Annotated in this window: 24 protein-coding genes, 1 tRNA gene and 1 rRNA gene; 2 read left to right on the forward strand and 24 right to left on the reverse strand. The window is 45.0% G+C overall.

The window, feature by feature from the left end:
* Nucleotides 1-154: 154 nt before the first annotated feature.
* The 12 genes from GT575_RS12180 to GT575_RS12235 all read right to left on the reverse strand — a co-directional run bounded on the left by GT575_RS12180 (nucleotide 155) and on the right by GT575_RS12235 (nucleotide 10,468).
* Nucleotides 155-433: a hypothetical protein gene (locus GT575_RS12180; RefSeq protein WP_015533590.1), complete on the reverse strand. Its 279-nt coding sequence runs from the start codon at nucleotides 431-433 to the stop codon at nucleotides 155-157.
* A gap of 46 nt (nucleotides 434-479) precedes the next feature.
* Entirely contained in the window at nucleotides 480-935 is a 456-nt protein-coding gene (locus tag GT575_RS12185) for a threonine/serine exporter family protein (RefSeq protein WP_161172112.1), read from the reverse strand.
* An 18-nt stretch (nucleotides 936-953) separates the two neighbouring features.
* Nucleotides 954-1,766 carry a threonine/serine exporter family protein gene (locus tag GT575_RS12190; protein WP_161172113.1) on the reverse strand — a complete coding sequence of 271 codons (813 nt, stop codon included), beginning with the start codon at nucleotides 1,764-1,766 and terminating at the stop codon, nucleotides 954-956.
* Nucleotides 1,767-1,808: 42 nt separating this feature from the next.
* The gene (locus tag GT575_RS12195; RefSeq protein WP_055280425.1) at nucleotides 1,809-2,456 is read right to left on the reverse strand and encodes a DUF6709 family protein; all 648 of its coding nucleotides are present in this window, start codon (nucleotides 2,454-2,456) and stop codon (nucleotides 1,809-1,811) included.
* Nucleotides 2,457-2,485: 29 nt separating this feature from the next.
* A complete protein-coding gene (truA, locus tag GT575_RS12200; protein WP_118017129.1) occupies nucleotides 2,486-3,229 on the reverse strand; it encodes a tRNA pseudouridine(38-40) synthase TruA in 744 nt (247 codons plus the stop codon).
* The gene (locus GT575_RS12205) at nucleotides 3,223-3,867 is read right to left on the reverse strand and encodes a sugar O-acetyltransferase (protein ID WP_015533586.1); all 645 of its coding nucleotides are present in this window, start codon (nucleotides 3,865-3,867) and stop codon (nucleotides 3,223-3,225) included. Before GT575_RS12205 ends, truA begins: the two co-directional genes overlap by 7 nt.
* 369 nt (nucleotides 3,868-4,236) lie before the next feature.
* Nucleotides 4,237-4,989 (reverse strand): PAQR family membrane homeostasis protein TrhA, encoded by a 753-nt coding sequence (trhA, locus tag GT575_RS12210; RefSeq protein WP_161172114.1) that lies wholly within the window; start codon nucleotides 4,987-4,989, stop codon nucleotides 4,237-4,239.
* 40 nt (nucleotides 4,990-5,029) lie between these two features.
* Nucleotides 5,030-6,628: a putative ABC transporter permease subunit gene (locus tag GT575_RS12215; RefSeq protein WP_055222916.1), complete on the reverse strand. Its 1,599-nt coding sequence runs from the start codon at nucleotides 6,626-6,628 to the stop codon at nucleotides 5,030-5,032.
* Nucleotides 6,625-7,335, reverse strand: a complete 711-nt coding sequence (locus GT575_RS12220) for an ABC transporter ATP-binding protein (RefSeq protein WP_015533583.1) — start codon at nucleotides 7,333-7,335, stop codon at nucleotides 6,625-6,627. The genes GT575_RS12215 and GT575_RS12220 overlap by 4 nt, the downstream gene beginning before the upstream one ends.
* Nucleotides 7,336-7,395: 60 nt before the next feature.
* Nucleotides 7,396-8,838 (reverse strand): MATE family efflux transporter, encoded by a 1,443-nt coding sequence (locus tag GT575_RS12225; RefSeq protein WP_015533582.1) that lies wholly within the window; start codon nucleotides 8,836-8,838, stop codon nucleotides 7,396-7,398.
* Between the two features lie 207 nt (nucleotides 8,839-9,045).
* Complete coding sequence (locus GT575_RS12230; protein ID WP_161172115.1) at nucleotides 9,046-9,594, reverse strand: hypothetical protein; 549 nt, start codon at nucleotides 9,592-9,594, stop codon at nucleotides 9,046-9,048.
* A 34-nt stretch (nucleotides 9,595-9,628) separates the two neighbouring features.
* Entirely contained in the window at nucleotides 9,629-10,468 is an 840-nt protein-coding gene (locus GT575_RS12235) for an ATP-binding protein (RefSeq protein WP_015533580.1), read from the reverse strand.
* A gap of 145 nt (nucleotides 10,469-10,613) precedes the next feature.
* Between GT575_RS12235 and GT575_RS12240 the strand changes: the two genes are divergently transcribed.
* Nucleotides 10,614-11,300 (forward strand): Crp/Fnr family transcriptional regulator, encoded by a 687-nt coding sequence (locus GT575_RS12240; protein WP_161172116.1) that lies wholly within the window; start codon nucleotides 10,614-10,616, stop codon nucleotides 11,298-11,300.
* A 103-nt stretch (nucleotides 11,301-11,403) separates the two neighbouring features.
* Complete coding sequence (locus GT575_RS12245) at nucleotides 11,404-11,640, forward strand: hypothetical protein (RefSeq protein WP_015533578.1); 237 nt, start codon at nucleotides 11,404-11,406, stop codon at nucleotides 11,638-11,640.
* An 89-nt stretch (nucleotides 11,641-11,729) separates the two neighbouring features.
* Here the strand turns inward: GT575_RS12245 and GT575_RS12250 are convergent, their stop codons facing one another.
* The 12 genes from GT575_RS12250 to GT575_RS12305 all read right to left on the reverse strand — a co-directional run.
* A complete protein-coding gene (locus GT575_RS12250) occupies nucleotides 11,730-13,463 on the reverse strand; it encodes an ABC transporter ATP-binding protein (protein ID WP_161172117.1) in 1,734 nt (577 codons plus the stop codon).
* A gap of 1 nt (nucleotide 13,464) precedes the next feature.
* On the reverse strand, nucleotides 13,465-15,228 hold the full coding sequence (locus tag GT575_RS12255; protein WP_161172118.1) for an ABC transporter ATP-binding protein: 1,764 nt from the start codon (nucleotides 15,226-15,228) through the stop codon (nucleotides 13,465-13,467).
* A gap of 123 nt (nucleotides 15,229-15,351) precedes the next feature.
* The gene (locus GT575_RS12260; protein ID WP_022216873.1) at nucleotides 15,352-15,981 is read right to left on the reverse strand and encodes a TetR/AcrR family transcriptional regulator; all 630 of its coding nucleotides are present in this window, start codon (nucleotides 15,979-15,981) and stop codon (nucleotides 15,352-15,354) included.
* Between the two features lie 421 nt (nucleotides 15,982-16,402).
* A complete protein-coding gene (locus GT575_RS12265; protein ID WP_055222903.1) occupies nucleotides 16,403-17,554 on the reverse strand; it encodes a DNA/RNA non-specific endonuclease in 1,152 nt (383 codons plus the stop codon).
* A 257-nt stretch (nucleotides 17,555-17,811) separates the two neighbouring features.
* On the reverse strand, nucleotides 17,812-18,270 hold the full coding sequence (locus GT575_RS12270; RefSeq protein ID WP_055147620.1) for a ferritin-like domain-containing protein: 459 nt from the start codon (nucleotides 18,268-18,270) through the stop codon (nucleotides 17,812-17,814).
* A gap of 222 nt (nucleotides 18,271-18,492) precedes the next feature.
* Nucleotides 18,493-19,272 carry a DUF3169 family protein gene (locus GT575_RS12275; RefSeq protein ID WP_055222901.1) on the reverse strand — a complete coding sequence of 260 codons (780 nt, stop codon included), beginning with the start codon at nucleotides 19,270-19,272 and terminating at the stop codon, nucleotides 18,493-18,495.
* A gap of 55 nt (nucleotides 19,273-19,327) precedes the next feature.
* Nucleotides 19,328-19,537 carry a helix-turn-helix transcriptional regulator gene (locus GT575_RS12280; protein ID WP_055222898.1) on the reverse strand — a complete coding sequence of 70 codons (210 nt, stop codon included), beginning with the start codon at nucleotides 19,535-19,537 and terminating at the stop codon, nucleotides 19,328-19,330.
* Between the two features lie 50 nt (nucleotides 19,538-19,587).
* Complete coding sequence (locus tag GT575_RS12285; RefSeq protein WP_238051774.1) at nucleotides 19,588-20,400, reverse strand: hypothetical protein; 813 nt, start codon at nucleotides 20,398-20,400, stop codon at nucleotides 19,588-19,590.
* A gap of 263 nt (nucleotides 20,401-20,663) precedes the next feature.
* Nucleotides 20,664-22,193 (reverse strand): glycoside hydrolase family 32 protein, encoded by a 1,530-nt coding sequence (locus tag GT575_RS12290; RefSeq protein WP_161172119.1) that lies wholly within the window; start codon nucleotides 22,191-22,193, stop codon nucleotides 20,664-20,666.
* A gap of 141 nt (nucleotides 22,194-22,334) precedes the next feature.
* Entirely contained in the window at nucleotides 22,335-23,240 is a 906-nt protein-coding gene (cysK, locus tag GT575_RS12295; protein ID WP_161172120.1) for a cysteine synthase A, read from the reverse strand.
* Nucleotides 23,241-23,425: 185 nt separating this feature from the next.
* Nucleotides 23,426-23,496 (reverse strand) — tRNA-Trp (locus GT575_RS12300).
* A gap of 224 nt (nucleotides 23,497-23,720) precedes the next feature.
* Nucleotides 23,721-23,846: ribosomal RNA gene (locus GT575_RS12305) — 23S ribosomal RNA — on the reverse strand; the annotation flags it as partial.

Below are 23,846 nucleotides of genomic sequence, written 5' to 3' on the forward strand. Positions count from 1 at the left end.
TAAACTTCAGAAATGTCTCTGCTCATAATGTATTGTAAAATGGGTGTACATTAAGAAACAATTGCCGGGAACTTTAAGATATTCTTAAGACGAAAAAATCCCTTCCGTATGATGTACCTAATCATACGGAAGGGATCTGTAATCCACATTATATTTAGAATTTGAAAAACATCAGCAGGAGTATGATTCCCACAAGCGTGAGTGCCGCTCCCACCAGAAAGGCTATCTTAAACCACTTCTCATCACCTGTCACCCTGTCAAATGTATCATCCTCAACCTCAACAAAGCTGAGTGCCGTCATGGTCATAAGCCCAAGTCCGGTAAAAATCGCAGATGAAGCAGGTATCCTTATGGCCGGTATAACCCACAATATAAAATATACTACATCACATCCAAGCAATATAAACAGCTTTTTTCCATACTTCTCAAGCATAACCCTCGATCTCCTTAATATAACACTTAACCTGTATCATAACACCTTATATGTGTTTACTCAAGCTTTCCGCCTTTTTGTTCTTAAGCCTCCTTATTATGTCATCACATCCACAGACTGCACTTATTCCCACCGCAATCCCAAGCACGAACAGCATTGTGGAATTGCCATATGCGCTTGCGGCCTTCCAGTCTGAATCAAATGCCGCGCTCAGTGTGTAATAGAGCGGAGCCCCCGGCAGAAGCGGGATAAGTCCGACTATGAGATACTGATTTGCTGGTGCTTTCATGATCCTTGCCGCTATCTCAGCATATATGGCAGCCCACAGGCTTGCCGCAAGAGATGGGATAAATACGTCATCTATGATATTTCTGACCAGAATGTATACTATCCATGTGCACATTCCATTGACCGCCGCCGGTATCACATTCCGCCTGCCAAGATTGAACATAAGCGCAAATCCCAGTGATCCCAGAAGCGCAGTGATTATCTGTACCGCCATTTGCCATTCCTCCTGTTGTTATCTGCAGATAAATACCGCCAATGCAAATCCGCAGGCTATGCCTGCCGCCCACAGCACTGACTCAACCAGTCTCAGGCTTCCAGTTATCGTATCACCGACAAACATGTCCTTCACTGCATTTGTCAGCGCAAGTCCCGGGATCAGCAGCATTATATCTCCTATCATGACCTTGTCCTCATGTATTGGAAGCACGTGCCCCGCCAGTCCTATCAATACACCCGTGGCAAATGAGCACAGGAAATTAAACAGTATGTTGTTGGTACATATCGGGGCGAAATACATCTGCATCAGCCATATCCCCACAGCAAATGCCGCCGCCATAGCTCCATCAAGTATGGTTCCGCCGAAGAATACCGCAAGCGCTCCCGCCGCCAGCACGCTTCCCACGCACACCCGGAATCTCGGCGCTGATGCCTGCTCTATCTCTTCAATTCGTTCTTTCAGGCCCTCAGTGGCTAGTGGCTGTCTGCAATACTCTCTGCTCAGGGCATTTATCCGCTCCAGCTTCCAGAAGTCCGTCTTTGTCCCATCCCTGGTTCCTCTGGTCATGGAGCACACCGATCCATCCGGCATGTTCATGGTACATACCAGAGTGGATGTAATAGCAAATACGTCCATACGCTCTGCTCCATAAGCAGCTCCCATTCGTCTGAGTGTATCCTCCACTCTCTTCACCTCCGAGCCATTCCGGATCATCATGGCTCCCACATCCATGAACAGGCCGAGCATTTTCACATCCTCCGGACTTCCCTGAGGCATATCCCGCAGCTTCTCCATTCCGCTGTGCCTGTCAATATCCGCCATACCCATATGCCACCATCCTTTTTGTACAGATATACCTCATGCCATTATCTATCTCATTGGAACCTGCTGGAAGTACTGGTGTCTTCTCTCATCCACCATTTTCTCCAGTTCCTTCTGATTGTGGTTATATATCTTATTTATCTCATCGTTGTATCCTATTATTATGTATGGAACCATGCTTTCTATGTATGCAAGGGTGTCATCACAGTCCTTCTCCTTCCTCATCGGAAGCGCCATTCCGCTGCCATCATTCAGCCTGACCTCGATCTGGTAAGACTTACCCGCCTTAATTCCGTACACTTTGTTCTGGGTTATGAGCTTATATACCCACATAAGCTCCCTGGTCTCGGCAAAATTCACCGTGTCACCCTTGATATACATGAAGAACTCGTTATTTAATCTGAGGCCATTCACTGCAGCACCTGATCTGTAAAACTGCTCTATCCTCTCCATCTCATATTCAGGATTTGGCTTCTTCTTGCAGTAATCCAGTACGTCTCTTATGTTGCTCTGCCTTATTGCCAGGGATACAAACCATGCCGCAAATGCTAGGAACATCGCGGATCCAAGCCCTATCCATATCGATCCTTCATCTACCCCCATTGCTGCAGCAACACCGGAGATTCCGATTGCTGCAAATATCACTGCTCCAATAATACATTTTATCCTGTACTTTGTTCCAAGCTTCTTTATCATCTGTTTTAACCCCATTTTCTTAATTGTACTCAGTCATATTCCACCTTCATCAGGCAAAGTCCATGTGGAGGCGCCGTAGGCCCCGCCAGCTGCCTGTCCATCCCGGCTATGATCTCAGGAATATGCTCCGCACTCATATTCCCATATCCAACCTCTACCAGTGTTCCGGTCAGTATCCTCACCATGTTCTGCAAAAATCCATTTCCATGGAATCTCATGCGGACGTAGTCTCCCTCCTTGACTATATCCACATCGTATATAGTTCTGACCGTGGATTTCTTCATTTTATTGTTGCCACAAAAAGATCTGAAATCATGCTTTCCGACAAGATACGATGCAGCCTTTTTCATCACATCCACATCAAGTATACTGCCCTGCGGCACACACCACACATAATTTCTGTCAAACACAGGTTTCTCAGCACCTACATACAGCGTGTATTCGTAGACTTTACCGGTTGCATTCAACCTTGCATGAAACCTGTCCCCGGCCACAGCAACATCAAGCGCGCAGATATCCGCAGGCAGATATCTGTTCAGATAATCTTTTATCTCTTCCGGAGTCTTATCTGTTTCTAGCCTTCCGTTCGCCACCATGGCTCTGGCATGTACTCCCGCATCAGTCCTGCCTGCACCATGGATGTCGACCTTTGCGTCGACCATCCTGGTGAGGACCGCCTCTATTCGCCCCTCCACTGTATCCGCATTTGTCTTGCTCTCCCAGCCGTGATAACGTGTGCCATCATAGCTGAAAGTAAATCTGTAATTTACCATATGTCCTCTCCAGGGACCTGCTCGCCTGTGTCTGCCTCAAATTCCTTTACCTGTTCAAGCCAATATTGCTTATCTTTTTCTGTTATCGGTCTTATGACTTTACATGGATTTCCAGCAGCTATCACACCATCCGGAATATCCTTTGTGACAACCGCCCCTGAGCCTATGACAACATTTGAACCTATGGTCACACCCGGATTGATGACCGTATTGCCGCCGATCCATACATTATCGCCTATTGTGACCGGCTTGCCAAGCTCCACACCGGCATTTCTGATCATCGCATCTATCGGATGACTTGCGCAATATATATTGACCCTTGGTCCCAGAAATGCATGATCTCCAATGACGACGTCACACTGATCCAGGACTATCAGCCCTGTATTTGCATAGAAATAGTCTCCCACATGTATATTTGTTCCATAGTCGCAGTAAAATGGCGGCTCTATGTAACACTCCTTTCCCATGTGTGCGAATAATTTTCCAAGATACTCGCCGGTTCTTGTCATTGTCTCAGACCTCGGAGCACCATTGAACTTATCAACCAGATCCTTCGCCTTCCCCTCTGGATCCCAGTCCACACATTTATATAACTTGCCAGCTTTCATTCTGCCAAACATTTTCTCTACTCTATCCATAGAATTTTCTCCTCGTATTATAATATTTACTCATCATGTTTATATCTGACTAAAAGATACCATTCTTTATGGCTGCAATCAACCGCAAATATAATTACTCGTAAATCGAATCCAATATAAGCAATAAACTTCTATCGGTAACAGAAAAACTGCTCTCCAGATATTATAATAAGCCGCGTGCCTGTATTCTGAATCGATAGCGTAATCGACTGAACTTCAGCGCTTATTGCCGGAGCGGCGCGCACAAACGCCCTTATCGTGCGCAGAGCGCAGTGCAAATATAAGCAAGCTGAAGTGACGGAAGATTAGTGTGATTCAGAATACAGGCACACGGCTTATTATGTCTGGAGAGCAGTTTTTCGTCCGTCCTCAATACACATAAAGGTACATCCCAAACCAATGCAGCGCAGCCCCCAGCATCACAAAGATATGCCAGATAAAGTGCGCCCCCTTGGTGTCCTTCACAAATGGAATCATGCCAAGCGTATAGACAATACCACCGCCCACGATCCATCCCAGAAGCGGCTTGTCATTTCTGAACCAGCCCGGAATGAACATGATAGCACTCCATCCGATAACGAAGTACAGCGTATAGTGTATCGGTCTGAACCTGCCCGGTCCGAACACACATATGATGGTGATCCCCGCTATTATGAGCGCCCACTGCACACAGAACAACACTATTCCAAGCACATTTCCCCAGTACACAAGGTACAGCGGAGCAAATGTTCCGCCTATCAGCAGATATATCGAGGAATAGTCAAATCTTCTCCAGAGCCGCTTGACTGCCAGACCGGATTTGTATGAGTGATACAGACAGCTCATGAGAAACATCAATATCAGTGATATTCCATAAAAACACGATGCCATCACTTTGAGTCCTGTGTCTGACTTCAGGAGAAGAAGGACAAAGCCGGCTATGGCAAGCCCTGCTCCTATTCCGTGGGTAACAGCATTTCCCACCTCCTCGAGAACGGTGAGCTTTGGCGGCTCATTCAGTTCCCTGTAGTGCTGCCTTTTTGCTCTTTTTGCCTCTTTCTTCTCTTCTTTGCTTTTCTCTTTGTCCAGTTCAGCTTTCTGCTGACTACTCATATCTAATTCCGAGTTCTTTATTTCTGCCATATTTAATCCTGAAACTTCTTTCTATCTATAATTTATACCGCTAAAGTGCCTCAAACACCTGCACCCCGCGTCTCTTCAGCCATATCCTAAACAAAACTGCAGCGGCTGCCGTCAATGCAGTGCTTATTGCTAGATACATTGTCGCTCCGGTAAAACCTCCGAATAACAAATATCCCACCACAAGTACAATAATATATACAAAATTCGATAAAATAGCAACAAGTACACCCATGCTCTGCTTCACGACCGATGCTTCCGACGTCCAGTCAAGCTTTGGCATCTTGAGATTGACTGCAAGCCCTATGTATGCAGTCAGGCACACATAAAGACATGGTATCAGTAACATCATCACGCCATCTACAAGTGATGGTGTCACAAAAACAAGCATCACTATATCAAGGATCAGCGCCGGAATCAGGGTAAGTATCACATGCATCCTCAGTTTTGCCCTAAGTATCTGCCACGATGTGACTGGAAGCGAACGCACGATCCAAAGATTCTTTCCCTCCAGAGATATCGATGGTGCAGTCAGATCATTCATCGACGCGGCGGCACATACGGCTATACACGCCCCAATTATAAGTACACCATCCGGTAGTCCGGGAGTTTTCGTAATCATATCTACTACATACTGTCCTTTAACAAGACAAACCACTGCCATAGCGATCATTATCAATGTCCCCAGGGAACAGTTGAGCATATATACGGCAGATGCTGCCAGTCTTTTGAACTCTTTCTGAAGAAGTGCTGCATCCTGGCTCTGCGCCTTTGCAGCTTTTATTATATTCTTCCTTTTTGTATGTCCGGCTTTTGTCGTCACGATTCCGATGAATGTTCTCTCAAGTACCAGCCACACTGCAAGAGAGATGATCAATGTGCCTGTTGCCACAAACGCCAGCTGCAATCCATCTCCTGTAGCCGCACGACCAATTGAATAGAGCGGATATGCAGCACCTTTTATCTTTGCACTGTATTCTCCGCTGTTTGCCAGGATCTTTGAGAGCAGCTTATTTGCATTCATGTATACAGCATAATATGCGGCTATAAATGCCAGTGACAATACAACTGTCACAAAGCTCTTATTTCTGGTCTTATTGCCTATCTTCCCCACTACCCAGCCAAGTATACATGAGAGCACCAGTATGACAAATGTCAGAAGAACCAGTACTATAATAGATGACACGACCGGCCACACACCGGGATGGGCTACTATTCCATATACTATGATACCGGGAACCATGGCGGTCACGGCGAACATCGCACCCATGATGTACACTCCTGACAGTCTTGCAAATAATATAGCCCTGACCGGGATGGGCAGTGACAGCATCAGGTCATTGTCTTTTGCCTGATACAAGCTCGCATATGTATTGAACACACTTCCTAATATACCGATGGTCAACGCCATCATAGACATCATCGCCATGTACATCCAATCAAGCCCCGCAGAACAAAGCGGCTCACACACCGAATATGCCTCCATTCCGAACATGGCTCCCATACAGCCCTGCAGCACTGCCACATAACTGATGATACCCAGAACTACAGCACCTTTGGATCTGGACTTTCCAGTCTTCCGGTCAACGAAAAATCCACTGAACAGCATCTTAAGCTGTTTCTTCATCAATATCCTTATCATGACTCACCCTCCAGATCAAGGAACACGGATTCAAGTGACTCGTCTCCCTTCACCTGCTCCATTATGCCCGCCTTCACCAGTCGTCCGCCTTTTATGATCGCCACTTTATCGCACAGCTTTTCTGCGACTTCCAATACATGTGTGGAGAAGAATATCGCCCCTCCGTCATCGCACATTTTTCTCATCATCTGCTTGAGTATATGGGAAGCCTTTGGATCGAGTCCGACAAACGGTTCATCCATGATGACAAGTTTCGGCTCATGTATCCATGCTGATATGATTGCCAGTTTCTGCTTCATACCATGGGAATACTCGGATATCAGCTGTCCTAGGTTGTCTTTTATCTCAAATGCGTCAGCATATTTGTCTATGAGCTCGTCCCTGACTTCCTCCGGCACGTCAAATATATCTGCTATAAAATTCAAATATCCGATTCCGGTCATAAAATCATACATATCTGGATTGTCAGGAATATATGCCATCTGTTTCTTGCATTCCAGCGGTTTTTCCTTTATGGACACACCATCTATAAGGATATCTCCCTCCTCAAAATTCAGGATCCCTGTACACGCTTTTATAGTGGTTGTCTTACCTGCCCCGTTGTGTCCGATGAAACCATATATCTCCCCCGGCATTATATGTAGGCTTAGATTGTCCACCGCCAACTTATCTCCATATCTCTTTGTGAGATTTTTTATTTGCAGCATATTATTTTCTCCTTTTTCAAAACAGGGGACGGAGGTACCTGACCTCTCCGTCCCCATAGATTATCGCGCTCTATGCTTATTTCGCTTCATCCTGCCCCTGAACTCATCAAGTGCCGCGCGACCAGGTCCCGTCATAGGTTTGATCCACCTTCCTTTTAACAAGTACGGTGTCAGTATGACAAATCTCAGAAGTTCATCCGTGTAAACAAATGAGAACACTGCGAGGAATGGCAGCTTGAGCACCATTCCTGCTACCCATGTAGCCGGGACCGAAAACAACATCAGTCCACTGATCTCCATAACTGTTCCAACGATGGCCTCACCGCCTGCACGGAAGCACTCGTTCTGTATATAGCAGCATGTTCTGACTGCTCCGAAGAACAGATATATTATAAGCATATACTTTGTGTACATCATCGCCTCAGCCCCGAGTCCAAACAATCCAAACAGCGGATTGTGCAGCAGCATCGTGATGAGCACAATTGTGAATGTGATGGCAGGACATACCAGTGCAGCTCTCTTGGCATAGGAAAGTCCCCTGTCCAGATTACCCGCGCCAACTTCATTTCCCACGGCAACGCTGGACGCATTTGCCAGACCACCAAAGAATGCATATACAAACCCTTCACATACACGGAATGCAGCCATGGCGGCTATGGCGGAATCACTCTGATGTCCCATGACAACGTTGATTATCATCTGGCCCACGCCATAGAGGATCTCGTTGCATACGATCGGGAATGCCTTGGACGCATAGGACTTCACAAATCCCATATCAATATCAAATGCCTTTCGCGCACTGAACTTTATCTCATGCCTGCTCTTTGCAAGATACAGAATGAGCAGCGCTATGTTCACGATACCAGACACCAGTGTACCTATAGCCGCACCAGCAACTCCCATCTTGGGAGCACCAAATTTACCATAGATCAACACAAAATTTATACAAAAGTTGAGTAAAAGTGAGATGACCGAGCATACCAGTGGCACCTTCACCCTCTCCGTTGACTTAAGGAGTGCTGTAATTATTGCGGCAAATACCTGAAGCGGATAAGACCATCCAACTATTCTCATATATGGCTTCGCAAGTGCTATGATCTCTACTTTATCTGTATATATTCCAAGTATCCACCCCGGTGCAACCACAGTCACCACCGCAAATGCTATTCCAAATATTCCCGCACATATGATCGCCAGACCAAATGCCTTGTTCATTCCCTCTGGATCCTTGGCACCCCAGTATTGAGACATGAACAGAAGGGAGCAGCTGACAAATCCCCAATATGTTGAAAACAAAAGTGATCCTATCTGTGCACACACGCCAACCGCCGCAACGGCGATCTCGCCCTCACTTCCTATCATGATGGTATCAACCATACTAGCGGTGGTCGCCAGCAGATTCTGCATCGCAATAGGCACAGCAAGCACAGCCAGCATTCTGGCAAATTCTTTCCATGTCACCTTTTTATTATTTTTTACAAAGCCCGTAGCAGCACTTCCCATTTTTGTTACCTTTTCCTGTTATTATCTCTTTCATCATTTAATTTGATGCGTCCGATTATTGTACTCCCGAATAATTGTATTTGCAATGGCTTTATACCTGTAGTATGAAGTATTTTCTTATTAATTTTAACAGGCGCACCACTTTTATTCCATCTGTGATGCGCCAAGCCTTGTTATTTTCAAGTATTATATTTTTGTGTGCCATTGTTACATACTGTTGTTGGTTGACAAATCTTCAAGCTCACGCTCTACTCTCTCAAGCTCGCCGTCACTCCAGTTCTCCCCCAGTGCAAATACTGCCCTGCACACACTGAAGTTCACCTCGCCATCTGCGTTGATCTCCCCGGAGATCACTCTGTGGGATATCTTCTGAAGTGTGGAAAGTATGTCTATCCGCACGTCCGATATGACAGAAGGCTCTGCCACATTGCCATCTCTATTGCCTTCCTCGTGCTCTGTCCGTTCTTCTCTGTACACGCTCTCCCAGTCATAATCTGCAGTCCTGCCACATGGTGCACCGCATACACTGCAGTCAGGGACAATTGTATGCTTATCAGCATGCACCCTTGCGATCATCGCCTTCATGTCTGCATCAGAGATGCCAAGAGCAATATCAGACATGAGCAAACCTTCTATTATTATGTTATTTGTATCATCAGTCACATGCATCATCCCATCAGTGGCTCTCACCAGCCCTATCAGAGCACCGACCAGACGACTGCCTGTCTCAGTTGTAATTCTTATTTTATCTTCCATTGTCTTTACCTTTCATGGTGCTGTGAAGAGAATGTCAGTCAAGAATTCTTCCATCTATTGATATTGTTGCAACCTGCCATGGGATAAACTTGCCGCTGTCCTGAAGTGCCTTCTTCGCAGCCATCTCCAGTCCTCCACAACAAGGAACCTCCATACGGACTATTGTAACACTTTGTATGTCATTTCGCCTGATAATCTCTGTAAGTTTCTCTGAATAATCGACACTGTCAAGTTTCGGACAGCCGATCAGAGTCACATGTCCCTTTATGAATTTCTCGTGGAACGATGCATAGGCATAGGCTGTACAGTCCGCCGCTATAAGCAACTTTGCACCATCAAAGTATGGCGCATTTACCGGGGCAAGTTTGATCTGCACCGGCCACTGTGTGAGCTGGCTCGGGCGCTCATAATTATATATGTCACCCGCCTGCTGATTGACTGTTTTATCAGTTGTATTCTGTACGCATTCTACTGCTGCCTGTTCATATGAGCTTGCCTGTACTGCTTCACCTGAAGCTGCTGCCGGTCTCCTGAATATGCTTCTCGCCATGGAACCAGGGCAACCGGAGTGTGCCGGACTTTTTTCATGCATCACTCCTGAGCCAACCATATTTCTGGATTTTTCTGCATCGAGTCTTGCCTGTTTGTTTGCCATGACTGCCGCCTCATCATACGCAGCCGCCTCTCTCTCCACAAATGTTATGGCTCCTGTAGGACACGACGGCAGGCAGTCGCCAAGTCCATCACAATAATCGTCTCTGAGCAGCTTTGCTTTGCCGTTTACCATGCCTATAGCACCCTCATGGCACGCATTTGCACAGGCTCCACATCCATTACACTTGTCCTCGTCTATCTGTATAACTCTTCTTATCATATATATTTCCTCCAATCTTTTTCCTGCTTTTAACGTCATTATATTCAGTCAGAGCATTTGTGTATGTTGAATTTTCAACATAAAAATGTTATACTTTCTAGGGACAATCCTTGTGACAAAAGTAGCGTCCCCACTAAGAGGTAATATGAACAAATACATGGACACATTATTGAAATCCAGTCTTTTTTCTGGTATTATCGCCGACGACGTTGACTCCATACTGGACTGTCTGGGTGCAATCATCAAAAAATACCAAAAAAATGAGTGTATTCTCATGGCTGGCAACACAACAGAATATATAGGATTGCTGCTTACAGGCAAAGCGATAGTCATCCAGGAGGATTACTGGGGGGGTCAAAGCGTCATGTCTGCCATCCTGCCCGGACACACGTTTGCGGAATCATATGCCTGTACCCCTGGCTCCGTACTCGACGTCAGCGTATATGCTGAAGCTGCAAGTTCTGTATTGTTTCTGAATGTTCAAAAAATGCTCACCACCTGCCCGGTAACATGTGGCAGACATAATCAGATGATAAGAAATCTCCTGCGTGATCTCGCCGGCAAGAACCTGAGGCTCGGCGAAAAATCAAAGCACATGAGTCAGAAAACAACCAGGGATAAGTTGCTCTCCTACCTGTCATCGGAGATGCACAGACATGGCAGCAACGAATTTGACATACCATTTTCCAGACAGCAGCTCGCTGACTTTCTGTCCGTGGATCGCAGTGGACTGTCTACTGAACTTGGCAGGATGAAGACTGATGGGCTGATCGACTTCCACAAATCTCATTTTGTTCTCAAGTCTCCTGCCCAGGGGTGGACTGATGTGTGATGTTGATGTATCATGTAATTAACTGTTCAGGGAAATTCATTACAGATGGGGGATTTTCCCTGATTCAGGATTTATCAATATAATATGATCAGGAGGGATTTCAATGAAACCAATGAAAACTATCAAAGACGGATGGAACAAATTCACTGTTGTCGTAAAGGATAAAGACTACTCAACAAGAGAGGCCGTGCTTTTCGCTATCTGCACATTCCTCACAGGGCTTGTGCTCGGAATGCTCTGCTCTCCTAGAAAGAGCCAGACATTTGGCTCATACAACGGCAACTGCAGCGATGGCGGCTGTAACTGCGACTGCGATTATGATGAGGACGATTTTGAGTAGGCTGCGAACTGATAACTAATATCCCAAAGCAAAAGACAGGTGTCGATTATCTGACACCTGTCTTCTGTGTTTCACAGGATACATTTCACTTATATCTTCCAGCTAACTGCCAGTTCTCTCGAATCCACAAATCTTCTGTAGATTCCGTCCTGCTTCATGAGTTCTTCGTGGGTTCCCTTCTGGGCTATTCTTCCCTGATCCACCACTACTATCTGATCCGCATGTCTTACGGTCTTGAGTCTGTGGGCGATCATGATGATCGTCTTCTCCTTTGTCAAAGCGTCCACTGCAAGAGTAAGCTCCTTCTCGTTCTCAGGATCGACATTTGCAGTCGCCTCGTCAAGGATGATGATAGGTGAATCCTTCATGATGGCGCGGGCTATGGATATTCTCTGTTTCTCACCGCCTGAGAGGGTTGCACCGCCCTCACCGATCACAGTGTTGTAACCGTCAGGAAGCTTGCTGATGAAGTCATGGCAGCACGCCTTCTTTGCAGCCTCCACAACCTCTTCATGGGTTGCCTCCGGCCTTCCGAACTTGATGTTGTTCTCTATGGTATCAGCAAAGAGATATACATTCTGGAATACAAATGAGAAGTTGTTCATGAGACTGTTCATGCTGTAATCCTTAACATTTGTTCCGCCCAGGGTTATCTCACCCGAATCCACATCCCAGAATCTGGCGATCAGATTGCACAGGGTTGTCTTTCCACCGCCAGATGGTCCGACGATCGCCGTCGTTGTCTTCTCCGGTATGGTGAGTGAGATTCCGTCTATTATCTTTCTCTTGTCGTAAGAGAACTCTATATTCTTAACCTCTATATCGTGATTTTCTGGATTGAGTTCCTTTCCATCTATATCCATTGTGTCAAGTCCGAGCACTACATTTGCCTTGTCTACGCACACACTGACCACATGTATCAGTGATGAAAATGTTCCCATGGTCTCAAGGCCCCCGTAGAGCATGAATGCCGCGATCGACATACCCACAGCATACAGAACGCTCATGCTGCCATTTATATAGAAATAAGCCGAAAGACCTATTATTGCAGCTCCGGTGAGTTTTGTCACAACGCTCTGAAGGAAATGATATGGAACATAGGCAAGCTCCATTTTTACATTTGCCCTGACGCAGGCTTCATTTGCCGCATTGAGTCTCTTCGTCTGCTTGCCGATGAGGTTGTAGGACTTGACCTCCGATATGCCCTGTATGTACTCCATGATCTGGTTTATGAGCTCAGTGTCACAGTCAATCTTCGCCGAAGATGCCTGCTTGCCGGCATTCTGCATCACCGTGTTTATCACAAGGAATATGGCAACTCCTGCAAATGATACCAGCGCGATCCTCCAGTCGCAGAGCAGGATCATGAGTATGATCATGGATGTCTCGAGAAGTCCCTGGGTCGTGAGCATGACTACTCTCGTAGCCACATCTCCCAGATTCTCCATGGTATTTGTCGTTACTGATGCGATCTCACCTATGCTGTTGGAATTGAAATATCCCATAGGCACATATCTGAGGTGCTCCGCCATCTCTATACGCTTGAATGCCGCTGTGGTGTAGCCGCCCTCTGTCTGCAGCACGGTCGACGACATCTTGCACAGTATTCCAACTACGATCGATACCGCCATGATGGCTATTGAACCAAGTATATATTTTCCAAGGTCTTTTCCTTCTATAACGCCCATGAGGACACACATTATAGCCGGGATCTTCAGCGCCGATGCCAGTGCATCTATCAGGCTTATCACTATTGAACGCTTGAACTTGCGGCCATTTTCCTTACCTGAGAACAGGAAGAACTTTTTTAATACTCCAAACATATTACTCGCCCTCCTTTTCATCGCCTGCCGTATCCTTGACTGAGATGTGCGCCTGCCACATATCCCTGTAAAGTGTGCATTTGCTAAGAAGCTCCTCATGTGTTCCGTGAGCCTCCACATTTCCTGCATTTACCACAAATATCTGATCCGCATCCTTGATGGTGGAAAGTCTGTGGGCTATGACTATCAGCGTCTTACCCGCCACAAGCTTGGCGATAGAGCTCTGAAGTATGGCCTCATTCTCCGGATCGGTGTAGGCTGTTGCCTCATCCAGTATAACTATCGGCGCGTCCTTCAGCATCGCCCTGGCGATGGATATCCTCTGTCTCTCACCGCCCGACAAATGTCCACCTGCACCGCCGACCACGGTGTCAAATCCGTTCTCAAGGTTCATGATGAAGTCGTAGCAACCACTCTTTCTGGCTACCTCCTCGACCTCGGCGTCCGTGGCATCCGGTCTTCCCTGTCTTATGTTGTCCCTGACTGTCTCGTTGAACAAGTAATTATCCTGTGACACATACGCAAGCCTGTCGTTGAAATCCGTCAGCGCGATATCCTTTATGTCCACGCCTCCGATCTCTATGCTTCCGCTGTTCACATCCCACAGTGAAGCTATCAGCTTGGCTATTGTAGACTTTCCGCTTCCCGACGGACCGACTATCGCATTTACCGTTCCCGCCTTTATATCCATGCTCACGCCGTGGAGTATCTCCTTGTCGTGATAGCCAAATGTAATATCTGTAACCTTTATTCCATTGTCCTTCGGCTGTGCCTTTGTGTGCTCAGGTCTTACGAGTTCAGGCTGCTCCAGGATTCCTGTAACCTCTCCGATGACTGTCGACAGCTTGCCCAGATCATCGGTGTATGAACCGATTGTGAGCAGCGGACCGACTATTCCAAGTGAGAGGATGATACACACAACGAAATCCGCTGTGGTGAGCGAACCATTTGACACATAGTGCGCACCTATCGGAAGGACCGTTGCAAGTGTGTACGGTGTGATGACGAACATGGCTGCTTGGAAGAATGAGCACTTCTTCATCCAGTTGATATACGAGTCTGCGTTCTCCTTTGCCGCCTTTGTGAACTTGGTATATGAGCTCTCTGTCTTGCCAAATGCCTTGATGACCTCAATTCCATCTATGTACTCCACTGCTGCGTCGTTCAGCGCCTTGGTCTTCTCAACTGTCCTGTTGTAGTTCTCCTGGAAATCGATCATCATGCCCATGTACGTTGCAAATCCAACGACTATCGGGATAAATGAGAACAACGCCAGTCTCCAGTCAACCATGAAAAAATACACGATGACAATGATAGGCGCCAGCAGGTTGGATGTAAACTCAGGCACAACATGTGCCAGAGTCGTCTCTATGCTGTCTATTCTCTCCACCATGATGTTCTTGAATGATCCCGATGGAGTGTCCTTCACATATCCAAGCGGCACCCTTGCAAGCTTGTCACAGCATGACTTTCTGATATTTGCAAGCACGGTAAATGTCGCCTTGTGGGAACATGCCGTTGATACGCTGTGGCAAAGCTCTGCAAGTATAAATGATCCCGCTATGATAAGAGCCTTCACCATATATTCCCTGAGATCCTTATCCCCGTCAAGGAACATCCTGACCACGTCCGCAATGATGAAATACGGAACTATCTTGAATACTACATTGATAACCGCCAAAATGACGCTCCACACATAGGATGACTTCTTCTGCCCCGCCCATGTGAGGACCCAGCTCACCGCTGATTTCTTTTTTTCTTCCACTTTTTCTCCTCCTTATATCTTGAGCAAAAACTTGTTCGTTTTCACTTATTTGCATTAGTTTCGCCTAACCTCATAGTTTAAAATTATGCGGTTCGGTATTTTACCTTGCCGCATACCTACTGACTACTCCGGAAACTGCACCTTCCATAGTCTCTCCCAGCCTCCGGTGTAGAACTTCTTGAGCTTGCCGACATTCTCTATCGCAGTCTCACGATCCATGTCGTGTTCTATGATCTGGAATATCGCCGAAAAAAAGCCACTATATATCATATGACAAAGGCTGTCGCTTATGTCCGGCACATTTATACCGGCTCTGTGCATCTCATCCACATACTGCTTTGAAGATCTCATCTCACGGCCTACCAGATTATGTATCATATCTCCATACTTCTCATTGTCACTGCACCGCAGTAAAAGTTTGAAATTATCATAATGATCATACACATAATTAACCATCTGATCCATTCCGTTTCCGGATGCGCTTGCCATATTCTCTGTCTGCTTCTCCGGAGGCAGACTTTGGAACTCCTCAAGCACGCTGTCATATATCCCATACAGCTCATCCACATACGGATCTATCAGTGCATCAAAAAGTGCCTCCTTTGTAGGATAATATTTATAGAATGCACCTGTTGTAAGTCCGGCATCTTTCACAATGCTTCTGAGCGATGCCCCTGCAAATCCATACTCAAGGAAATGATTCAGTGCTGTTTTCAAAATATTTTGTCTTGTGTTCTCTGCTTTTTCTGTCATAAAGACTCCTCTCCCGTTTAATATGCCTCGCTTCTGACCGAAACAGATTCCAAATGCAAGTGCCATACCAACCATCAGACACGCGCAAATATAACAGTGTTATATTGCACTGTTATATTTTATATATAATCCCCCTGTTGTCAAGTGCTGTTTTGATATTTTTTCAGCCATATCAAATTTTTGATAAAATATGCGCTTTACCCTTATAAAAACAACCACCTGATATACAATACGATATCAAGTGATTGTCTAATTAGTTTTTCTCTCTTCTTCTCTGCTCTCTTGTCTTATTCTTTTCTCTATCTCCACACTCTTCATATACTCAAGACCTACCTCTCCATCTTTCTTAACTGCGGTCACTATCCGATGAAGCTCTCTCGTAATTTGTTCTGAGTGTATCAGAATCCCAAGCAAAGTCCAACTACGGATTGCAGTTCTTACAAGGTTCATATCCCTCAGATATAAGCTCGTCCCTTGTGGTCGTTCTCTCAGATTTATTCGCTTCCTTCATCTGTTTCACACTCCTGCATGATGGCTTATGAAACTTACCGGTGTTGGTGTTGACTATGTATGTATCCTCATCCGCAGACTCCTTCTGGATCTCCGATGTATCACTGCCAATATCTGACTCCGTATCCTGAGTTTCTCCGATCATTCCAGCTTCTGCTGTCTGGTCATCATCTCCTTTTTCCTCTGATACTTTAGTGCTGGCATTCTCTCCCGGCACCACATAATCCGGATCCGCTTCGCTGTCCCCTGTAGCATAGTCGATTATCACGCCTGGCTGTACATTGTACACATACACATTGAAACTTACTCCTGCGCCTTTATCCTCCACGGACTCCGCCTCCATCTGCACTCCGGACGCAACCAGATTGTCTCCATCGTATACAGGTGTAACCCTGTAAAGCACATGATTTCCAGTACTTTCCACATAATCAGCTACCTCATTTTCAAATGGCAGCATGCCAGTGACATTCAGATATCTGGTTCCAGTTATCAGATTCTTTTCATTTGCATTCTCCCCGGCAAGCTGATATCCGATCAGATGGCAGCGATTATACAGATAATTGCCGTCTATACGATCATTGTATTTAACTGTATGCCACCCTGAAGGCTTTATCATACCTATCTCGCCGCGCTCCTCCGTTGGCATAATCTCCTTACAGATATTGGCATAGGCAACTCCACATCTTCCAAGAAAGTCCAGGTCGCTGTAATTCTCAAATGCCTCCGTCACCATCTCATCCTCACTGAAATAAGGCACATTGCCATTTATCTCATAATATGCCTCTCCCGAATATATGGGAATATCAGCAATCTCCATGCTCGAAGCCTGCTGATCTGCAATATTCTCAGATGCTGCCGCACTGCTTTCAGGTGACGTGTTGCCGGTGTTATCTTTTTTCTCCGCAGCTGTGGTATTCTCTGATTCTGAGGTATCTTCTACAGTCTCCTTCTCATATCCCTTTACCACGGACCTGCTGCCATCCGCAATTTCTGACATACTGCACCCGGACATCAGCAATGCAAATATTGCTACATACAGTACACTGTAAAATTTTCTTTTCACGTCACATTCTCCTCTCTGAAAATGTTATCCCTGCCTATATACATCCTATTAAAATTTAGCTATCTTTTTCCAAAATGTATAATAACATTCTACATTTTGTCATCCGTTTTGTGAATACATCCCCGCATAAAACCTCAATTCAAAACAAAGAGTTTTCACTAGCTGCTTTAACGAATCATTGCAACAAAAAAGAGGATATATACCACATGTGATACATATCCTCCTTACAATTTATGCTCCCTTGTGTAAGCTTTTCCCTACACCATTCCATTTGCGACCTTATACTTGTAGAGCATCTCCGCATGATTCTGCTCCTCGATCTGTATATCCGCCAGAAGCTTTCTCACCGCGCTCTCGCCAAATGCAAATATCTCTCCATTGTACTCGCCTGACACAAGCTTCTCTGTTCCAATACAGTCTGTTGCAAGGAACTCATCATTCTTCTTATCCTCGGAATCGTCCATCATCTTGTATGTCTGCTTTGGCTCATAATCTTTTCCATCGCTGTCATTGCAGTCACACTGTGGAACCTGTCCGTCAAGCACCTGGGTAAGTGAATCATAGTGCTTCTGCTCTTCCTTCTGTATAGTCTGGAACAGATTCTTAAGCTCAGGATCCTTCGCCTGCTCCGCATATCTTCCATATTTCTCCACACAGGACTTCTCCTGTGTCTGAAGATCCTGGATAACTGTTTTCTCTTTTTCCTTTAATATCATAGCAATACTCCTTTCGATTAAAATTCATCCCATCGCATAGATATTATTGTCCAAAATAGTACAGCTCTATTCCTACATCTCTATTTTTTTATATTTTTCTGCCTTCTGGTCATTTATATATATGTATGGCAATGAAAAATCTCAGGACCGTGTCATACAATAAAAGGCGAATGCCCTGCAATTGTCATACAGCCATCCGCCATTATATCACATATATTTATTTTATTTCTGTAGTCTCACAAACTCTCTGCAATAAGCCACATACATTACAATCAACACAAGTCCAACAGCCACTATTGGCATCACTCCTGTGTCAAATGCAAACATGCTCATAAACGTAAGTATCCACATGACAAATCCTGCCTTAATTCCAGTCATAAATCCCTTCTTGGAGGATTTGGCTATCATGATAAGCTCAGCCTCGTCCGATGTGTTCTCCCAGTCACGGCGAAAATGCATATCGAATATATTTCCGCTTTTCTCCGGGTTAAGCTTCTTCTCTTCATCGATGACAAGCTTTTCAACCACACAATACAGTGCCATAGATATCAGAAATACGAGCTCGGACAGCACTGTCAGGAATGTGCCACGCCCATCACTGTACGTCCTGTCCACAGCGTATATACACACCGGAAACAACACAAGTCCAACGAACACGATGACACACGGGAGATATGAGGCAGTCGTGATCCGACTCTCTATATCCACTATCACATCCTCGTTCTCTCCGTCCCAGCCACTGATCGTCCTCTTTATCTTCCCATACATGACAAATGACACCACGAACACCGCCAACATGAGCACTCCATATGCTATAGGCAGCGTATCAGCCACTATCCTCCATATATTATCCCAGTTGATTCCATCCAGTGTATCCTTGTTCACCGCTGCAAGCCTTCCAGCCAGAAACCCTCCAAGCAAACTTACCAGGATCATTATCGCAAATATTATATATATCTTCAGATTACTTTTCTTGTTCACTTTTTTATCAGTATCATTCATCTCATATCCTCTTTTCATTCTATGAATTAACACGACCTTATCCATATGTCAGAAGTCACTCCTCATCTTCCTCATATTGGAAGATATCCTCCACACTGGCACCACACACCTTTGCGATCTTGAGTGCCAGAGTCACCGATGGACTGTAATCTCCCCTCTCTATCTGACTTATCGTCTGCCTCGAGGTCTGCACCAACGCTCCCATCTCCTGCTGGTTTACTCCCAGCTTCGCCCGATATTCCTTCAGCCTGTTGTACAGCGGCATCTATATCACCTCCAGCTTGTTAATCTGTATTGTCATCATAATCAGGTCCATTATCTGTTTATGCCGTCCTCTCCATCAGAGCCCAATCCTTTTATTACATTGTCCGCATCTTCAGCTTCTGCTCTGTCTGCCAGCCCATGCTCTGCATACTTATGTGTGGATGTTCCCCATATCATGGAAAAGCTTATTCCAAAACAGAATCCAATGGAAATTCCAAGCGCCAAATTGTCAAACAGCATTCCATACACTATACCAAGTGCAACACCTATGATAATTCCAAGTGGTGCGCCAGTGGTTTTATCGCGCTTACACACATATATTTTATCCCTCAAAAAGAATCCATCACTCTTCCCATCTCCAAATACATCTATCACATTCTGATACACATTGCTGTGGGCAACCTCCATCATGTCATCTGCCAGATCCTCCACCTCAGGATGAATGTAATACTTTCTAAGCTTGTATATACTGAGTACATCCTTGCCACTTTCAGGTTCAGGCGTCAACTCACTCCTGGCAATATCTTCTTTATCAAAGATAAAGCAGCTCCACATCTGCTTGTTTCTGAAGAAACCATACACAGGGAGTCCATTTTCCAGACCTTGGCGGATTTCGCGATCAAGCTCAGTCATATCACAGATCTCAGCAATAACATCCCCCAGCTTGTTCTTCTTTAACATTCTCTCTGTGATCATTGTCACGGAATATCCCTTGACCTGTGTCTTTAATTTGTCCGCCGGTTGTGAGACGATCATGCCCTCAAACATAGCTTGTAGTGTTTCACAGGTAGATTTCTTATTACCTTTATCCATACCATTTTCACTTAGATTGTCCTTTTTATTTACACCTTGCTTTTTCCTCATATCCTCATAACTCCATTTTAATTCTTACCACTAAAATCCCATTCCAAATTCAAGCTATATATATATTATATATGCCAAATGACAACTATAGTTGTCATTCCTTTTACAATGGAGTATAACAAATGACAAGGAAAGTTGTCAATAACTTTTGACAACTTTCCTTGTCATCTCAATGTTGGAACGGAGGCACCTGAAACCTGGGTAACCGCCAGACTGATGCCTGGCAGTGCAACAACTAAACAATTGAGCAAGATCATCTTTTGTTAAATGATATCATACTTCTCCACATCCACGACTGCCTGTCCCTCACATAACAGCTCTATTCCATCCGCTTCAATAGGTGTATATATCGCCGTGCTCATTGTCATAGCTCCATCATTTACAAACAGTTCTATCGAATTCCTGTCCAGTATAAATCTGAGCTTTATACTATCTTGAGCCTCCTGCTGTTCATCAACCTTTCCCTTGACATCCCCGTAACATTCTGCTGATTTCACGCAGGCTCTTCTGATACACACCACATCTTTCTCAAATCCTGCAAATGTCCTATCCATCTCTATTATATTATTTTCTCTGTCATATATAAATCGAGTATAATATCCGCTTCCCTTTGCCAGATTCACGGTAAATCTGCTGTATTTGTTTCCAGTGATTACAAATGTCACATCCAGACTTCTTCCACTTATACCTTCCAGACTACGCCGTCCACTCACTACTTCATCTGAGTACCTGACCATATTAGCATGATACTTCTCTATCTCTCTCACTGGCTTCTGTATCAAGCGTCCATTTTTCAGAGATATCTCCCTCGGAATCGTCATCATTCCCTGCCACTTCTGTCCACCGGGTATCCACAGATTATGCCACGACTGCATCCACGCTATCATTATCCTTCTGCCATCCGGCAAAAGTGTAGTCTGAGGCGCGTAGAAATCTGTTCCATAATCAAGTGATAATGGCTCTCCACCGTCAAATTTCTTCTCACCTTTATCAAATTCTCCAACAAAATAGATAGAATTATTTCCATTGTGGAATTCATATCCCTCTGCTTTCATTCCCGTAGGCGATACGAGAAGTACATGATGATCGTCTAATTTGAAGAAATCAGGGCATTCCCATATGCCGCCCAGATCACCTTCATTCCGTGCAAGGATACTCTCAAATGTCCAGCTTTCCATATCAGCGCTCGAAAGTAGTACCACAAGCCCCTTATTATCCTGATCCACACAGCCTGCAGCCATATAGTATCTGCCATCCTCAAGCCATGCCTTCGGATCTCTAAAATCCGCTCTGCTCAATCCCTCCGGCAGCATATCTCCGGTCACCACCGGGTTATTCTGTATTTTTTTATATGTAACGCCATCACCAACCGCTATGCTCTGGTTCTGCAATACCCCATCACCGTCGGGATTTTTCATAACACTGGTATATATCAGGACATGCTCTCCATCTTTTTCAATGGCCGTACCTGAGAAACAGCCCTCGGCATCATATATCGTATCAGGTGCAATCGCCACAGGAAGCTGCTCCCATCTTATCAAATCGACACTGACCTGATGCCCCCAATGCATAGGTCCCCATTCCGTACTGTACGGATGATACTGGTAAAACAAATGCACCTTACCATTATACACAGAAAATCCATTCGGATCATTCATCCAACCGACAGGCGGAGTCACATGAAACAACGGTCGCTCATTCTTATCTATTTCATTCTGAGTTTCGTATTCCCTCGATGCAGCAAGTGCCTCGCTAGCCACATTTTTTCCCGTCATCTTCCCATTTATATCCATCTCTTTTGCTCCTTTATACTTACATGGTTTATATTTTGCGTTCTTTCAAATAACACATTTAAATCAATAAAATAGAGACATTTCCACTGTACCATACATAGCATCTCTTGAAAATGTCCCTAAATAAATTTATTTCCTATTTTATAATAAACCTACACTGAAATATCTTTCAGCTCTGTCCGCCATCACAGTGGCTATAATTTTATCTTTCCCATATTTTTCTGCCATCTTCATAGCCGCCCATACATTTGCACCGGATGACGTACCTACAAGGAGTCCCTGTTCTTTGGCAAGTCGTCTCGCCATCTCAATGGCCTCCTTATCCGCCACTTCCACCACATCTGTTACCAGTGATGTATCCAGAACATCCGGTATAAATCCATCGCCTATTCCCTGTATCTGATGGATTCCCGGGCCATCTCCATGTAGCGCTGACACTCCCTTAGGCTCAACGGCAACAATCTTCGTATCTGGATTTTTCTCCAACAGATATTTAGCTATACCTTGGAGAGTACCCCCACTTCCAACACCAGACACATATATGTCTATCTTCTGACCAAGCTGTTCACACATCTCTACTGCTGTTGTGCGATAATGCGCATCTGGATTTGCCTGATTGACAAACTGCTGCGGCATGAAATACTTCTCTGGATCAGATTCTGCTATCTCATTTGCCTTATCAACAGCACCACCGATGCTTAGAACCGGATCCGTAAGTACCAGCTCAGCACCAAATGCCCTGATAACCTTCTTTCGCTCCTCACTCATATTCTCCGGCATCACAATTACCACTTTATAACCTTTCTGAACACCACAGAGTGCAAGCCCTATTCCGGTATTACCGCTCGTAGGCTCTATAATAGTCATTCCCGGCTTGAGTTTTCCCTCACTCTCTGCAACCTCCAGCATATTTTTTGCGATCCTGTCTTTAATACTTCCACCAGGATTAAGGAATTCCGCCTTGGCAAATATATTGTATCCTGTCGACTTTTTCAGACACATAAGCGGAGTATTCCCTATCAGATCAAGCACATCATTGTAATACATATTAATCCCTTCTTCTCTTTACTTTATATTATAATATTTTACATATTTTTCCACCAAAGTCACTATAAAATATATTGAACTGCCTTTATATTAATGTGGTTCATTCTCCTTTTTCATAGTTTGCCATTCCCCTTCCCACTAATATAAATAAAGCCTTGAAACACTGAGTTTTCAAGGCTTTTTAGCAGGGGATGAGAGAATCGAACTCCCACCAAAGGTTTTGGAGACCCCTATCATACCATTTGACCAATCCCCTATATACAGAAAAAATTTAACACCTGTTGCAGCGTTAAATTTTCTCGGTACTTTTATTTTGTACCTTCAGAATTTCACACAGAAAGCTAGTAACCTAACCCCATCTAACAACCAACGACTGTTTCAAAGTAAACTTTATTCTTTACTGTGTATGCCTTAGATTCTGCACCTTGCAGATATCATGCACACTTGCGTATCTCCAAAGCTTATCTCTTAGAAACCTCTAAGGATAAGTCCTCGACCTATTAGTACTTCTCAGCTGAGTGCGTTACCACACTTACACCTGAAGCCTATCAACCTTGTAGTCTTCAAGGGGTCTTACTCCGAAGATGGGATATCTTATCTTGAGGG

It is taken from the genome of Coprococcus sp. BIOML-A2, from assembly GCF_009875795.1.
Lineage (GTDB): Bacteria > Bacillota > Clostridia > Lachnospirales > Lachnospiraceae > Coprococcus > Coprococcus aceti.